The sequence below is a fragment of the Butyrivibrio sp. CB08 genome, from assembly GCF_003625485.1.
Classification (GTDB): domain Bacteria; phylum Bacillota; class Clostridia; order Lachnospirales; family Lachnospiraceae; genus Butyrivibrio.
This window is the reverse complement of the sequence record NZ_RAIR01000001.1, coordinates 97,744-113,920: the sequence shown is the minus strand read 5'-3', so window position 1 is coordinate 113,920 and position 16,177 is coordinate 97,744. Positions and strand designations below refer to the sequence as shown.

The 16,177-nt window shown below is 44.6% G+C and carries 11 protein-coding genes and 1 riboswitch; of the genes, 3 read left to right on the top strand and 8 right to left on the bottom strand.

Annotated features, from left to right (window positions below):
* Nucleotides 1–5 precede the first annotated feature (5 nt).
* From D6855_RS00595 to pdxR, 3 genes are all read right to left on the bottom strand, one after another.
* The gene (locus D6855_RS00595) at nt 6–3,551 is read right to left on the bottom strand and encodes a PD-(D/E)XK nuclease family protein (RefSeq protein ID WP_120736977.1); all 3,546 of its coding nucleotides are present in this window, start codon (nt 3,549–3,551) and stop codon (nt 6–8) included.
* Nucleotides 3,552–3,561: 10 nt separating this feature from the next.
* Nucleotides 3,562–5,688, bottom strand: a complete 2,127-nt coding sequence (locus D6855_RS00590; RefSeq protein ID WP_120736975.1) for a GGDEF domain-containing phosphodiesterase — start codon at nt 5,686–5,688, stop codon at nt 3,562–3,564.
* Nucleotides 5,689–5,810: 122 nt separating this feature from the next.
* Nucleotides 5,811–6,896, bottom strand: coding sequence for a MocR-like pyridoxine biosynthesis transcription factor PdxR (pdxR, locus tag D6855_RS00585; RefSeq protein WP_120736973.1), 1,086 nt, complete (start codon nt 6,894–6,896; stop codon nt 5,811–5,813).
* Nucleotides 6,897–7,008: 112 nt separating this feature from the next.
* Here pdxR and D6855_RS00580 point away from each other — a divergent pair, with 112 nt between their 5' ends.
* Both D6855_RS00580 and D6855_RS00575 read left to right on the top strand, forming a co-directional pair.
* Nucleotides 7,009–7,560 carry an ECF transporter S component gene (locus tag D6855_RS00580; protein ID WP_120736971.1) on the top strand — a complete coding sequence of 184 codons (552 nt, stop codon included), beginning with the start codon at nt 7,009–7,011 and terminating at the stop codon, nt 7,558–7,560.
* A gap of 19 nt (nt 7,561–7,579) precedes the next feature.
* Nucleotides 7,580–8,143 carry a TIGR01440 family protein gene (locus D6855_RS00575; RefSeq protein WP_120736969.1) on the top strand — a complete coding sequence of 188 codons (564 nt, stop codon included), beginning with the start codon at nt 7,580–7,582 and terminating at the stop codon, nt 8,141–8,143.
* Between the two features lie 182 nt (nt 8,144–8,325).
* On the opposite strand, the gene D6855_RS00570 is transcribed toward D6855_RS00575, so the two are convergent.
* Nucleotides 8,326–9,504 carry a phosphoribosylaminoimidazolecarboxamide formyltransferase gene (locus tag D6855_RS00570; RefSeq protein ID WP_120736967.1) on the bottom strand — a complete coding sequence of 393 codons (1,179 nt, stop codon included), beginning with the start codon at nt 9,502–9,504 and terminating at the stop codon, nt 8,326–8,328.
* 15 nt (nt 9,505–9,519) lie between these two features.
* The gene (locus D6855_RS00565) at nt 9,520–10,227 is read right to left on the bottom strand and encodes an IMP cyclohydrolase (RefSeq protein WP_120736965.1); all 708 of its coding nucleotides are present in this window, start codon (nt 10,225–10,227) and stop codon (nt 9,520–9,522) included.
* A 51-nt stretch (nt 10,228–10,278) separates the two neighbouring features.
* A riboswitch (ZMP/ZTP riboswitch) is annotated at nt 10,279–10,363 on the bottom strand.
* 143 nt (nt 10,364–10,506) lie between these two features.
* Here D6855_RS00565 and D6855_RS00560 point away from each other — a divergent pair.
* Nucleotides 10,507–12,042 carry an alpha-amylase family glycosyl hydrolase gene (locus D6855_RS00560; RefSeq protein WP_120736963.1) on the top strand — a complete coding sequence of 512 codons (1,536 nt, stop codon included), beginning with the start codon at nt 10,507–10,509 and terminating at the stop codon, nt 12,040–12,042.
* Nucleotides 12,043–12,288: 246 nt separating this feature from the next.
* On the opposite strand, the gene glmS is transcribed toward D6855_RS00560, so the two are convergent.
* From glmS to D6855_RS00545, 3 genes are read right to left on the bottom strand one after another with little or no spacing between them, the layout of a single operon-like run.
* On the bottom strand, nt 12,289–14,160 hold the full coding sequence (gene glmS / locus D6855_RS00555; protein ID WP_120736961.1) for a glutamine--fructose-6-phosphate transaminase (isomerizing): 1,872 nt from the start codon (nt 14,158–14,160) through the stop codon (nt 12,289–12,291).
* A 3-nt stretch (nt 14,161–14,163) separates the two neighbouring features.
* Entirely contained in the window at nt 14,164–15,513 is a 1,350-nt protein-coding gene (glmM, locus tag D6855_RS00550; RefSeq protein WP_120736959.1) for a phosphoglucosamine mutase, read from the bottom strand.
* Between the two features lies 1 nt (nt 15,514).
* A complete protein-coding gene (locus D6855_RS00545; RefSeq protein ID WP_120736957.1) occupies nt 15,515–16,177 on the bottom strand; it encodes an acyltransferase in 663 nt (220 codons plus the stop codon).

Sequence of the window (16,177 nt, the reverse complement as noted above, 5' to 3'; positions counted from 1 at the left end):
ATTTATTAATTAATTTTATCTGCTTCTTCACGAATCAGAGCCATTGCATCCTGAGGATCAAGATCAAGATTTCTCTTTTTGAAGCCTTTTATTCGTTCATCGTATCCACAGATAGCCCTGTAGCTGCAATAGGTGCAGGACTCTCTCTTATCCATCACATATGGATTGACGTTTATATCTCCATTTAGGATATTCCTTCCAAAGTCTCTTATCTTCCTGTTAACAAAACCAGATATAGCCTCGTAGTCTTCCGGACTTACTGTCTGGGATTTGGCTCCGAAATCTCCGTCCTTTTTGATCATTACAGGAATGATATCTGAAGAGCCTGAAATGTCCTTATCAAGTAGTCTGACGATATCTGTATTTCGGCTGACCAATCCGGTCATTTTGAGCTTTGAAAGAACAGCTTTATTGATATCATCTGTTATTATTCCTTCTTTTCCCTCAACCACGGGGTCTGTGACGTGATAGTACAAAATGGCAGCAGGAACGATCTCTTTTTCCGGGGATTTCTTTTTCTGGGATGCAGCTGCAACGTTCATATACATCACAAGCTGAAGCTGCAAACCATAGTATAGTGAAGCAATATTGAACTGATGGGCTCCTGATTTGAAATCCATGACCTTCACATAAACGTGTTCCGGATCCACATATAGATCAACCCGGTCAATCTTTCCGTTTAGTTTCATTCTCTCTGTGATGCCCTGCTTTTCATCCTCTGAAAGAACTATGTTTATCTCGTCTATACTTCCAGCTTCTTCAAAACTCATTTCCACAGAAGCAGGTTCGAAGAATCCTTTTGTCATCTGGTATTGAAGGGTGTCCACAGTCCTTGAAAGGATTCTCTTTATCCTTCCGATCATGAACTGATTGCGGGCGCTGCTTCGCAAAATAGTGTCACCATAAGCATCCACGCACTCGGATAAAGCTTCATTTAACATCCTGTCAGATTCCTCTTTTGACAAAGTTCTCCAGTCCAGATGTTTTTCAATTATCTCACCTGTATATTTCTCCAGGACTTTATGGAATACATTGCCAAGGTCAGAAGCTGCAAATTCGTATTCTTCTCTTTCATCAAGCTTTAAGCCGTATTTTACAAAGTGGGCATATGCACAGCTTGCATATTGCTCAAGTCTGCTGACACTGTTTTCAAGGGTTGCTCCGTACAGGGCAAGAGCAATGGCCTTGGAAAGAGGCTCTGATTCATAGTGTTTAAAGGCCTCCTCTGTGAGTCTGCCAATAAGCCCCTTAGTATTGTCATCGTAAACAGCCTTTCCAAGAGCTGCTATATACTTCTGGTCGCTCTCCTTGAGCCCTCCATGAGCATAGTCGCACATAAGGGCTGAAAGGGTATACATTCCATCCTTTTTGGAAACAAGCTGATCCTCTAAGCTGTTATCTTCAGGTCGCTCAGCCGTTAATCCTTCATACATCTGTGTGAGTTTTGGGATCAGGTAAGCAGGGCTTAAGCTCTTACCATCCCCTGAGAGCTCAGCATAGGACAGAAATAGCTTATCCGTTGGCTTAGTCAGGTTCATGTACAGATAGAGCCTCTGTATATACATCTGCTGCCTTGGTGTTGGGGCAAATTCCACATCTGTTCCAAGGTCTATAAGGTACTGCCTGTCGATGTCCGACAAAATGCCGCCACCGCCAACATTTGAAGGGATATTACCGTCATTAACTCCAACAAAGAACAGGACCTTTACTTCCTTGAGCCTTGTTCTCTCAATATCGCCCACAATTATCCTGTCTACGTCCTGAGGAATGGTTCCAACTGAGATCTCGCCTATTCCTGCAGTCACAATATCTCTGAATTCAGTTATTCCAAGCTTCTCGTCGCCAATAAGGCCTCTTATCTGATCAAGAAGCGCCATTACCTTGTCGTATATCTGGTCGTACTCTCTTGCCTTTTTAAGGTCTCCCATGGCTTCAAAGCGCTGTTTGTAGTTCTCAAGCTTATCTCTTGAGCCATTGCCCTCTATCACCTCTATAAGGGCGTCTATTATCTCTTTTGCCGTGCCGTTCTTGGCCTTAAAGAGGGGTGAAAGCTCAGAGTTTATGGCTTCTCTCATGCCCTCAAGCTTAGTAAGGACTTCAAGGTCCTTCTGGCTCCTCTTATCAGGGTCAGCAAACTTCCTAAATCTCTTTGGCATGCGGCGAAGGAATTTATCTTCCCAGGACTTCTCCCCCTTTATTCCAAGGGCTCTTACGTAGTTCTCCAGAAGGTCAGTGTCGTTCATATCAAAGGATGTAAGGCCGCTTCTCATGTAGTGGAACACATCCTCGTACTTGTAGCCTGAAATTACGATATTCAGGGCGCTTGAGATATATTCGATAAATGGATTAAGTAAAATGCTGGTGTTCTGGTCCACGTAGACCGGAATATCAAACCTCTCCGCAGCCCTTGCGATCTGCTCTCCATAGGCCTCGAGGCTTCCGCAGACAAGGGCAATATCCCTGTAGGCGTACTTACCGGTCCTTATAAGGTCAGCTATCTTGATCATGGTCTGCCTTATCTCCTGGGCCTGATTGGTGGCTTCATAGATAAATATGGAGTCGTTCCTGCCGGCAAATCTGTCATTTTTATACCGGAAAAGAGATCTCTCAAGATATGCAAGAGCTTCATTGTCCTTATGTCTTGCCACAACCTCATCTTTTATAAATATGTCACCTCTGTCACCAACCGCTGCCATGTCACGATGACGCAGCTCCCTAAAGGCAGAAAAGTCAGGAATTGTAGAGCCCTTTTCTCTCTGGAGCTCATATTCAAGGCGCTCAAGGTCACGAACAGTCTTTTTGGTTAGCATAAACAGCTCCTGCTCTCCAAATTCAGCGGCGTATGGGTCCTCAATGGGACTTATTGTCAGAGATACCATCACTTCTTTTGAAAGGGCCAGAAGCTCTTTTAAAACTCTGTACTGAATAGGAGTAAAGCCGGTAAAGCCGTCAAATACTATGACGCTGTCCCTTATAAGAGCAGACTCAGGAAGGGCCTTTACAAGAACGTCCAGAGTCTCCTCTGTTGTTATGTATTTTCCCTCGATGTACTTAAGAAACTCGCTGTAGAGAAGGCGAAGGTCCTTGATCTTGCTGCAAAGTGCACCCTTCTTAGAGCTCTTTTCCTCAAGGACAGACAGCTCCTGATCTCCGATACCGTACATCATAAACTCGGAGATTGTGGACTTGACCTCATCGATATATCCTGGCCTGTGCATATTGCCGCCAAGGACAGGGAGTCTATCCCCTAGCATATCCGCCACGTGCCTAAGGACCAGGGTCTTGCCCACGTCGTCAAGAACGCAAAAAGAGCCGTGGCCGGTCTCCTCAAATACCCTGTGAGAGAGTCTGCCAAAGCTCAATACATCAATGTTCATTATGGCATGAGAAGGGTGCATTTTAACTACATCCTTCTGTGTCTGCATAGTAAACTGATCCGGCACGATTATCAGATAATCAGTGCCGGGATCTGTCATACTTCTCCTAATTATTTCGTCGTAAATCCTGGTGCTCTTCCCCGCACCAGAAGCCCCAAAACAAAACCTAAGCATGCTCTACCTGCTACTTCCAAGTGTCTTCAATTTCATCTGCGTATCTGCAGCATGAGATATATTTCCACTTACCATTGTACCTAAAAGGAAGCAGCATGTACATCTGCATTCTGCCTTTATCACCGGGAATAGCAGAATGATAATAATCTACAATATAGTTTGCGTCGCAGGCATCGCACCTCTGCTTTACGGTTGTCATATCATAAAACTCAACAAATCTATCCCTGTCCTCAGGGTGCAGATACATATTGGCATATGCTTTGCAGGCTTTTACAGAATCAGGCTCTTTATCAGCCACAGCCACCTGATCTCCATTTAGGAAAATATTTTCCACCGTGCCATTTTCATCAAAGAGATCAACCCTGAAATACTGGAAGAATACGTGGGCCATGGCAACCTGCATGGACTCCGCAAGATCCGTATCAGCCTTGGTGGTGAGATTTCTTGAAACAACGGCGAAAGCTTTTTTGCCCTCAGCCTCAGCAAGGAACCTTATCTTATTTCTGCAAATGTTGCCATTGGTGATGTTGTCTACTTCTGCTCTGTGAGACTCATTTTTAGATGCTCTCTCCATTGCAGCTGCATACTCCCGAACCTCCGGAATATCCGATTCAGCGTAGGCGTCATTGGCCTGCTCCATGCTGGACAAGCCAAGGGAGCTAAGGAATTCAAGATATGCGTTGTTGGCATAGATATACCTTGGGATGCCCTCTTTCAATTCGCTTATGGATATAGGAGTGTTATTGACAACTTCCATGGTCTTGGGTCTTAGAGGCGTGGATCCGAGGAAGTTGACTTCACCGATCTTGTCGTAATACTTGCTGAATCGCAGATCTTCACATACATCCATGCTGCAATCCACTTCCCTGACAAAATCACTTACAGGCTTAGGTTTACCAAAAAGATATCCCTGCAATTTTTCACATCCTATCCTGCGAAGGAAATCGTACTGTTCCTGGGTTTCCACACCCTCTGCAAGGGTGTGGATTCCAAGCTCTTTTGCCATATTAACTATAGCTGCAAGAATGACCTTGGATTTTTTGTTGCTGTCAAAGGTCCTAAGAAAAGCCATGTCGATCTTAAGATAATCAAAGTCGTAGTTCTTTAGATTGTTTAAAGAACTGTAGCCAGAGCCAAAGTCGTCCATCCAGACTTCATAGCCTGCATCCCTGAATTTCTTTATCTGCTCTCCAAGAAAATCAGAGCCTGAGGAAATTGCACTCTCAGTGACCTCTATATGAAGAAGATCAACAGGAATATCATATTTTTCCCTGCACTTGTCAATTTCAGCCATGATATCGCATAGCTCAAAATCGAGCTGTGAAAGGTTAACTGATATCGGTTCAACTGCAAAACCACTGTCAATGTCATCCCTTAAATCAGCGCACACCATATCAATAATACATATATCCAGCCTGTGGACAAGCCTTACACTCTCAAGCACTTCTACGAATATAGCAGGGGATATAAGCCCCATCTCAGGGTCCTGCCACCTTGCAAGGGCCTCATAGCCGCATACCTTTCCAGTAAGGCTCCTGACCTCCTTCTGGTAATAAACTTTGAAGTAGTTCTTTTTAAATGCATCCTCAAAATTATCTATGACGTACTGCTTGAGCTCATTTTTTTTGTTAAGCTCGTCGCTAAAGAAATTGTCGTCCTTGTCATAGACCTTAATGATTTCATCACAGGCTATCTTGGCCCTGTCGATCATTACAACAGGATAAGCTTCGTTACCCATAGCCTGATAAATACCCGCCTTGATTCGCATAGGAAGGCCCTTTTGGTGCCTGGTAACTGCCTCTCTCAGTCTTTTTAGTCTATCCAGTATCGCTTCTTCGGTTAGGGATTTTCCAAGAATAATAAACTGGTCGCCACCTGTTCTGGCTGCCAGCTCATCAGGAAAAATGTCCTGAATCTCTTTTGCCATTCCCTTTAGGAAATCGTTGCCACCGGCAAAGCCGTAGCGCTGGTTGAAGGTCTTGAAATTCATGACATTAAGATAGATTATCACAGAATTTTCATCAGCATGGGCGTCATGTCCCTGTATCTGGCTTATCATGCCATTGATGTTGAAAAAACCTGTAAGTTCATCTATATGATCAGATTCGATTTTTGCGATGTTGTCCAATCCGCCCATTGGTACCTCATGATACAAAATTTCATAAACTTTCAATCATATTTTAACACATTACCCCTCAGCAAAAATTAAGAATATATAAAAAAAGCCTAATATATGCGAAACTTTAGTTATGGGCAGCTCTACTGTGCCTGTTTCTGGCGGTTGTGCCTTCTGACCCTGTTGATATGCCTCTCGAAATCTCCACTCTCGATAAGGGCTGTAAGCACCAGCTGATCCAGTGTTGGGACGGGACATTCATGGAACCCTGCTCTTTCATCGAATTTGGGCAAAAGAGCTTTAGGCAAAACCATATATGCACACCTGACGAAACTTCCGATGGTCCTTGTAAAGGTATTTACATATATCACCCTGTCACTCTTATCTATGGAGAAAAGAGTCTCCTCCGCCTTTCTACTGAGTGTAAACTCCGACTCAAAATCATCCTCCACAATGTAGGCATCCTTTTGCTGACTCCACTTAAGATACTCTCTCTTTTTGGATGCAGATGCCGTAACTCCGCTTGGGAAGCTCCTGTACGGGGTTATATGCAAAACCTTCATGTTTCCAGCCCAGAGAGCTTTTGAGTCTATTCCATCACTGATAAGAGGCAGCATTTCAAGCCTTGCTCCTCCTGACTCATACACCTTGGCAATCTTCTGATAGGAGGGGCTTTCAAGACCATAGCTTATGTCTCTTCCAAAGGTCTGAACTATAAGTCCATACAGGTACTCAGCTCCCGCTCCCACGATTATCTGCTCTGGTACAACCTGGATATGTCTACTCCTTCCAAGGTACTCACATATGGCCTTTCTAAAGCTTAAAAGCCCCTTAAAAGGCGATTTTTCCATGACGTAGGGTCCATATTCACTTAGAACTCTCCTTACGGTTTTAGCGTAGATAGAGTATGAAAACTCCAGTCTGTCGATAGCTCTTTTACCAGTGTGGTCAGAACTATAGTCTGGAAGCATTTTCTGCACGGGGCTTGGAGCAGAAGTGTAGATGTCGTTATCATCAAAGATAACGAAGTATCCGCTCTTTTCCCTGGCCATGATATAGCCTTCCTCAGCAAGAAGCTCGTAGGCGTGTTCCACAGTAATGACGCTGACTCCCATGCGCTCAGCCATGACACGCTTGGAGGGAAGCTTTGCCCCCTTGTGGTATCTCTTTTCAATAATGTCCTCACGGACCTGCTCATAAATCGTAAGATATCGTTTTGTGTTTTTCATCTGGTTATATAAAATATTCCAAAACTGATATTTTTAATGTTACCAGATAAATGATATATTATTCAAAGTTTATAAGTCAAGAAAAACCAAGACACCAGGAGGAGACTAAAGTATGGAAAACGTACAGGCAAAAGCACCACTAAAAACAACAAACAGAGCTAAATGGATCGCGCTGACAGGCTTATTTATGGCCTTCAACATCATCATGTCAAGCTTTGGCATTCCGGTTCCAGGAGGACATCTGTATCTGTGCGATGCGATCATCTGCACAGCTGCACTGCTGCTTGATCCGGTTGCAGCATTTATCGTTGGCGGGGTTGGATCATTTCTGGGGGACATGCTCTTTTACCCTGCACCAATGTTCGTATCACTTGTAACACATGGTCTTCAGGCCGTTGCAATCTCACTTATTGCAAGCAGGGGCAGAGGCCAGGATCAGCTCAAACATTTTTCTTCTTCACTTATTGGAACTTTGGTAGGAGCTGTTATAATGGTAGTGGGCTACACACTGGGCAAGACCTTTGTGTACAGCACCTTCGAATATGCCATGATCAAGCTCCCTTATGAGATAGCACAGGCGCTTCTTGGCGTAGTCGCATCCCTCCTCCTGTATTACAAGGCAGGTCTTGGGAAGATTTTCCAGAGAATGGAATACAATTCATAATAACGAGGAAGTGAGCATAATGGATTTTTCAGAAGTTACTAAGCAGAGCAAACAGGCAGTTATGGAGATCCTTGAGGGAGCTAATGTCAGGGAAGGTTCCATATTTGTGATAGGATGCTCTTCAAGCGAAATTTTAGGTGATCAGATAGGCACAGCCACCAACATGGATGCTGCAAATGCAGTATTTGACGGTATCATCCCTGTCCTTAAGGGACACGGCATTCTGGCCGCAGCCCAGTGCTGCGAGCACTTAAACAGAGCTCTTGTAGTTGAAAGATCCACTATGGAAAAATACGGATTTGAGCAGGTCAACGCTATCCCTCAGCCAAACCACGCTGGAGGAGCCTTTGGAACTGTGTGTTTCCAGAGATTTGATGACCCTGTTCTTGTAGAAGACATCGGCGGAAAAGCCGACGCAGGAATCGATATAGGCGGAACCATGATAGGAATGCATATGCACAGCGTTGTAGTTCCCATGAGAATCTCTTTAAGAAAGATCGGCGAAGCGCCTATCATCTGCGCACGACACCGTCCTAAATACGTAGGCGGCCAAAGAGCTATCTACGACGAGAAATTGATGTAATCTTTTAAACGTGATATTTTCACAATAGCATTTGAACTTCCGGAGCGTGAATTTCTCATATTTCACGCTCCCTTTTTATATCTTTTCCAAGCAATCAAAAAATCCCTTTCGACGAGGTTAAGCGACAGCCTCGAGGAGAAAGGGATTTTTGATGCTTGATTATATATTATCGGGTGGGCAAATTAGTGGTGGAATAAACGTAACCCTGTGAAGGCCATAACCATATCATGGTTGTTTGCAGCCTCGATTACGTTGTCGTCACGAACTGATCCGCCAGGCTGTGCTACATACTTAACGCCGCTTCTAAATGCTCTCTCGATGTTGTCACCAAATGGGAAGAAAGCGTCAGAGCCAAGGGCAACATCAGTGTTCTTGTCGAGCCATGCTCTCTTTTCCTCTGCAGTAAATACAGCAGGCTTCTCCTTGAAGATGTTCTGCCACTTGCCATCAGCAAGAACGTCCATGTAATCCTCTCCGATGTAGAGGTCGATAGCATTGTCTCTGTCTGGACGCTTGATGCTATCAAGGAAAGGAAGGTTAAGAACCTGAGGTGACTGACGAAGGAACCAGTTGTCAGCCTTGGATCCTGCAAGTCTTGTGCAGTGGATTCTGGACTGCTGTCCAGCACCAATACCGATGGCAGCTCCGCCCTTTACGTAGCAAACTGAGTTGGACTGTGTGTACTTAAGTGTGATAAGAGCGATCTTGAGGTCGATAAGTGCTGACTCAGGAAGGTCCTTGTTATCTGTAACGATGTTCTTGAACATGTCATCGCCGATCTCGATGAAGTTGTGGCCCTGCTCAAAGGTCACGCCAAATACCTGCTTCTTTTCGATCTCATCTGGAACGTAGTTAGGGTCAACCTTGATTACTGCGTAGTTGCCGCCCTTCTTAGCCTTGAGGATCTCAAGAGCCTCATCTGTGTAGCCAGGAGCAATGATACCGTCTGAAACTTCTCTTTTTACAAGCTTGGCTGTATCAACGTCACAGACATCTGAAAGAGAGATGAAATCACCAAATGAAGACATTCTGTCAGCGCCGCGGGCTCTTGCGTATGCGTTTGCAAGAGGGCTGAGCTCGCCAAGGTCCTCTACCCAGTAGATCTTCTTTTCGATATCTGTAAGCTTGGTGCCAACAGCAGCACCAGCTGGTGAAACATGCTTGAATGATGTAGCTGCAGGAAGTCCTGTGGCTTTTTTAAGCTCAGAAACCAGCTGCCAGCCGTTTAATGCATCAAGGAGATTGATGTAGCCAGGACGGCCGTTTAAAACCTCGATAGGGAGGTCATTACCGTTCTCCATATATACCTTTGAAGGCTTCTGATTAGGGTTGCATCCATATTTAAGTTCGATTTCTCTCATAGTTTTTCTCCTTAATTAAGCGTTCTTGTTAACGATTCTTGACTCTGCCTTGCCAGTTGCGATCTCGATATATCTTGTGAAAAGAGATACCTTATTATCAGCGTTAAGGGCCTCCCATACACTCTTTGTGAATGTATCAATATCACCTGTTATGTTTACACAAGTAGGTTCTCCCTCAAAGCTTGGAAGTGGATTGCCATCTCCCATGTATGTGTGAATGAAGTATCCCTCACCAGCCTTAGGCTTGTCATAGGTGAATGTAAATCTCTGGCATGATGATGGATCGCCGTGGTTGCTCTTAAGGATTGAAAGAGCGAAGTTATACTCGCCGTCATCAACGTTCATGATACCTGAAATTCTAGGTGTGTAGTTAGGAGCATCAGGCTCAAACTCTCTTGTTCTGAGGGACTCCTCAAAGCTCTGTCCAGCCTGCATAAGCTCATAGATAGTATCTGTCTGATCGCCATTTGTAACGATTGTTGAATTGCCGCGAACTCTTACTGGAGCGTAGATGATAAGACTTGGGTCCTCCATCTTGGAAGGGTCAAAGGCCTGGGTGCGAATGCCCTCACCATCCTCTACAAATACTCTGTTTCTTGAATTCTCTGATCTTCCCATGATGAAGTAAGCGCAAACTGCGTACTTGCCGTCCTCTGAAGTACCTATCACGATTCCTCTTCCAGGATAGGTTGTGCTGCTGATCTCTTTTGTTAACTCTACCATGCGTGGCTCCTTTCAAAAGCTACAAAAAAACCGCCTGAGCATTCCACTAAAAGCGGTTGCCCAGGCGGTCGACTGTTCATTATTAATCTATACTCCCATGTGGTTACCCACTTATCCGCCAGTTGTACAGACACGTATAACATACACTTTTTTGACGAAAAATTCAAGAGGGAAAAGTATTTCGGAAACGTTTCCGAAAACTGTGGAAAGTACCATTATTATGTGCTATTGTTAAAAGACAAAGAAAACAAAATTTATTGATTGTATGGAGGTAAAGTGATGCCAGCCTGGTTAAAAGACGCAATATTTTACGAGATCTATCCACAGTCATTTAAGGATACAAATGGAGATGGAATAGGCGATATAAACGGAATTATCGAGAAGCTTGACTATGTTAAGAGTCTTGGATGTAACGCCCTTTGGATCAACCCATGTTACGACTCTCCTTTTAAGGATGCAGGTTACGACGTAAGAGATTATAAGAAGGTTGCTCCAAGATACGGAACTAACGAAGACCTCTATAAACTCTTTGAAGAGGCCCATAAAAGAGATATCCATGTGCTTCTAGACCTTGTACCAGGTCACACTTCTGAAGAGCACGAATGGTTTTTAGAAAGTAAAAAAGCTACGAGAAACGAATACTCCGACAGATATGTATGGACCAATGGTTGGCTCCAGGGAGTACCGGGACATCCTTATATAGGAGGAGAAGCTGACAGAGACGGCTGCTATATGCTGAACTTCTTTAAGTGTCAGCCAGCTCTTAACTACGGCTTCCTTAATAGAACTGAGGACTGGCAGAAGGCTCCTGATGATCCAGCATGCCTTGCTACCAGAGAGGCTCTTAAGGACGTTATGCGCTTCTGGCTCGACAGAGGCTGCGATGGCTTTAGAGTAGATATGGCTGATTCCCTTGTTAAGGAAGACGACGAGAACAAGTCAGCTACCGGTGCTATCTGGAAGGATATCAGAGCAATGCTTGATGCTGACTATCCTGAGGCAGCTATCATCTCTGAGTGGAGCAACCCTATGCAGTCCCTTAAGAGCGGATTCCACGCAGACTTTTATCTTGATCACCACGGAAATGGCTACAATACTCTTCTTCGTGACTATGAGACAGCAGGCGGTGACCACAGCTTCCTTAAAAAGGATGGAAACGGGGATATCATGAGATTCCTCAACGACTTCCTTCCTAAATATGATTCAACCAAGGACGATGGTTACATCAGCTTTATCACCTGTAACCATGATACTCCAAGACCAAGAAGAACCCTGGAGTTCCAGGAACTTAAGCTTGCCACAGCTCTTTTCCTGACTCTCCCTGGTGTTCCATTTATCTACTACGGCGATGAGATCGGAATGCGCTACCTTGATATTCCTACCAAGGAAGGCGGCTACACAAGAACCGGTTCCCGCACACCAATGCAGTGGAACCACGGCAAGAACCTGGGATTTTCTGATGCTGATTCAAAAGACATCTACCTTCCCGTAGATCCTTCTGCTGACGCACCTACAGTAACATCCCAGGAAAACGATCCAGACTCCCTTCTTAGCACTGTTAAGGCCCTCACCAAGATCCGCCACGAATACACAGACCTCCATGCAGACAGCGAATTCGAAGTTGTCTACGCCGAAGCTGAGGAATTCCCATTTGTATTTAAGAGAGGTGAATTGTACGTCGCCATCAACCCTTCAGAAAAGAAGGCCGGCGTAAGCGTCTCCAAGAAACGCGAGAAAATTTATGAGATCGGTACTACGGAGATCAAAGAGAACTCATTGATCATGGATCCCCAGAGCTTTGTAATCCTGAAGTAAAACTTCATACCCCACTGCTTGAATTGTAACGCCCCGACGCAAGTCTCATGACTTACGTCGGGGCTTCATACCAGATTGGCCAAACAGTCCTTCTGATATGTGTTTTTATAAAATATCAGATGTTATCATGCAAAAAACTACATACCAGGAGCACTAAAAGCTGTCTCTGGTATGAAATGTGTTCTTGTACTTACTATAAAAACAAAAAGGCGTGAATTAGTTTTTTACTAATTCACGCCCTTATTTTTACTCTACTGTTACGGACTTTGCGAGGTTCCTTGGCTTGTCTACATCGAGACCCTTTGCAACTGATGTGAAGTAACCAAGAAGCTGAAGAGGAATGATCGCAAGGCTTCCTGCGAAGTGCTCGTCAACCTTTGGAACATATACTGTGAAGTCGCACTGATCTTCTACTTCGTACTTGCCATAGGATGTAAGTCCCATGAGGTAAGCACCACGGCTCTTACACTCAAGCATGTTGGATATGGTCTTCTCATAGAGACTTGGCTGTGTGAGAACTCCGATTACAAGAGTGTTCTTCTCGATAAGAGAGATAGTTCCGTGCTTGAGCTCGCCTGCTGCGTATGCCTCTGAGTGGATGTAGCTGATCTCTTTCATCTTAAGGCTTCCCTCAAGGCAGATAGCATAGTCGAGACCTCTTCCAATGAAGAATACGTCCTGAGCGTTTGAGTACTTGGCTGCAAACCACTGGATGCGCTCCTTCTCATCAAGGATCTTCTCGATCTTGGATGGGATGCTCTTGATCTCATCGATGTAGTATTTCATCTTGTCAGGATCTGTGAGGGTTCCTCTAGCCTCAGCAAGCTTGAGGGAAAGGAGGTAACCACAGATAAGCTGACAGCTGTAAGCCTTGGTTGTAGCAACTGAGATCTCTGGTCCAGCAAGAGTATACATAACATGATCTGCATCTCTTGCGATAGAAGATCCGATTACATTGACGATAGCAAGTGTCTTAAGACCGCTCTCCTTGGCCATTCTAAGTGCTGCAAGGGAATCTGCTGTCTCTCCTGACTGTGAGATAACAACAACCAGAGCGTTTGGATTAAGTGACATCTTACGATATCTGAACTCTGAAGCCAGCTCACATCTTACATTGATATCTGTAAGATCCTCTACGATGTACTGGATCTCCATACCAACATGCCATGCTGAACCGCAGGCTACGATGTATACCTGATTGATATCCTTGATATCTTCTGCTGTTATTCCAACTTCTGAAAGGTCGATTGTATCGCCCTTAATGTATTTACTGATTGTATCCTCAACAACCTTAGGCTGCTCATGGATCTCTTTCATCATGAAGTGCTCGAAACCGCCTTTTTCTGCTGCCTCAGCAGAGAAAGTTACAGTCTGAAGCTCTTTTTCCACTTCATCGCCATCGAGGTTAAAGAATGTAACCTCACCGGCCTTGATCCTTGCCATTTCAAGGTTGTCGATATAGTAAACGTCTCTTGTGTACTTAAGGATAGCAGGAACATCAGATGCGATGTATGTCTCATCATCCTTAACACCGATTATCATAGGAGACTGCTGTCTTGCAACATAGATCTCGCCTGGGTAATCCTTGAAGATAACCTCAAGGGCGTATGAACCACGTACACGAACGAGAGTCTTGGCAATAGCATCGATAGGTCCCATCTTGTACTTCTTGTAGTAGTAATCTACTAGCTTGATAAGAACCTCTGTATCAGTCTCTGAGTAGAACTCATAATCGTGTCTGATAAGCTTAGCCTTAAGCTCCTGATAGTTCTCGATGATTCCATTGTGAACACCGATAACGTCTGAATCATCTTTGCCTGAACCTGAATGCTCAAAGCTTCCACTTACGTGAGGGTGAGCATTGGTCACGCTTGGCGCACCATGAGTAGCCCATCTGGTATGTCCGATACCGCAGCATCCTGAGATAGCAGCTCCACCATTAGTCTTGTTGGAAAGATTAGCAAGTTTGCCCACTGTCTTAACAACAACAGATGCTCCATCGCCGTCTCTTACAGCGATACCTGCAGAATCGTATCCTCTGTACTCAAGTTTTGCAAGTCCATCAAGCAGAATTGGTGCTGCCTGCTTATGTCCAATATATCCTACTATTCCACACATATATTATTTCTCCAAATGTCCTTTTTGCTCTATTACTTTGATAACGTCATCTACGTACTTCTCGCAGATTTCGTCTGTTTCAGCCTCAACCATTACTCTGATAACAGGCTCTGTTCCTGACTCTCTTACGAGGATACGACCTGTATCTCCAAGTGCATCAGCTACTGCCTGAACAGCACTCTGAACATCAGGATCATTTTGGGCATCGGGCTTACTCTTTACCCTTACGTTCTTAAGAACCTGAGGATAGAAAACAACAGGAGCAGCAAGTGCGCTCATAGGCTTCTCTTTTGCAAGCATAACCTCCATGAGCTTAAGGCTTGTAAGAATTCCATCACCAGTAGTTGCATACTTGGTAAAGATGATGTGTCCTGACTGCTCACCACCAACACGGTGTCCGTATGTAACCATGTTCTCGTATACATACTTGTCACCAACCTTGGTCTTCTCGTACTCGATACCAACCTTATCAAGAGCCTTGTAAAGGCCGAAATTACTCATTACTGTTGTAACAACCTTGTTGTTTGCAAGGGCGCCTCTCTCCTTGAGGTAAAGGCCATAGATATAGATGATGTGATCACCTGTAATTACGTTGCCCTTCTCATCTACAGCAAGGCATCTGTCTGCGTCGCCATCAAAAGCAAATCCGACATCCAGTCCCTTATCAACTACAAACTTCTGGAGATGCTCAATATGAGTTGATCCGCAGTCTGTGTTGATGTTGTAGCCGTCTGGCTCGTCGTTCATAACATAGGTCTTAGCTCCAAGGGCATCAAATACTCCCTTGGCGATCTGCCATGAAGCACCGTTAGCGCAGTCAAGACCGATCTTCTTATCTTTGAAGCTGTATTTGGAATTGGAAATAAGGTATCCTACATAACGGTTTCTACCAGCAACATAGTCAACTGTTCTTCCGATCTCTTCTCTCTCAGCTACTGGAATCTCAATCTTGCCGTCGATGTAATCCTCAACCCTTAAGATTGTCTCCTCATCCATCTTCTCACCATTGCCGTTAAAGAGCTTGATGCCGTTGTCATAGTATGGATTGTGAGAAGCGGAGATCATGATTCCGCAGTCAAAATCGTCAACTCTTGTGATATAAGCTACGGAAGGAGTTGTTGTAACGTGCATGATGTAAGCATCAGCTCCGCTGGCCATAAGGCCTGTGCAAAGAGCGTACTCAAACATATAGCTGCTGCGTCTTGTATCCTTACCGATTACGATCTTAGCTTTTTTGCCATGGTTAGCACCATAGTACCAGCCAAGATATCTTCCGATCTGAACTGCATGCTCGAAAGTAAGATTCTTGTTAGCTTCACCTCTGAAGCCGTCTGTTCCAAAATACTTGCCCATTTTATCTCTCCTCTTTATGGATTACTTCGCCGCTGTTCTTGTAGATAGAGTTCTCAGGAACAACTCCTCTTACGCAGGAAGTAGGATAAACATTGGAATGGCGTCCGATCACTGTGCCAGGATTGCATACTGCGTTGCAGCCAACCTCTACATAGTCGCCCAGCATAGCGCCAAACTTCTTAACTCCAGTCTCAATATGCTCTGTTCCGTTATGAACAACAACAAGCTTCTTGTCGCTCTTAACGTTAGATGTGATTGAGCCGGCTCCCATATGTGAGTAATAACCAAGGATACTGTCACCAACATAGTTGTAGTGAGGAGTCTGAACGTGATCAAAAAGGATTACGTTCTTGAGCTCTACGCTGTTACCAACTACGCAGTCAGCGCCAACTAAAGCGCTGCCACGGATAAATGCTCCGTGACGAACCTCAGTGTTTGGTCCGATGATACATGGTGCTCCAAGATATGCGCTCTCGAAAACAGTCGCTGTCTTGTGAACCCATACGTGCTCCTTGACCTCAGTGTAGTCATCTCCAAGACCAGCACCGATCTCAAGGATCATGTCCTTGATGCCCTTAAGAGCTTCCCAGGGATATGTGAATCCCTTAAGATAATCTGCGGCCAGAGTGTGGTCCAGATCATAAAGATCAGAAATAGTATACAT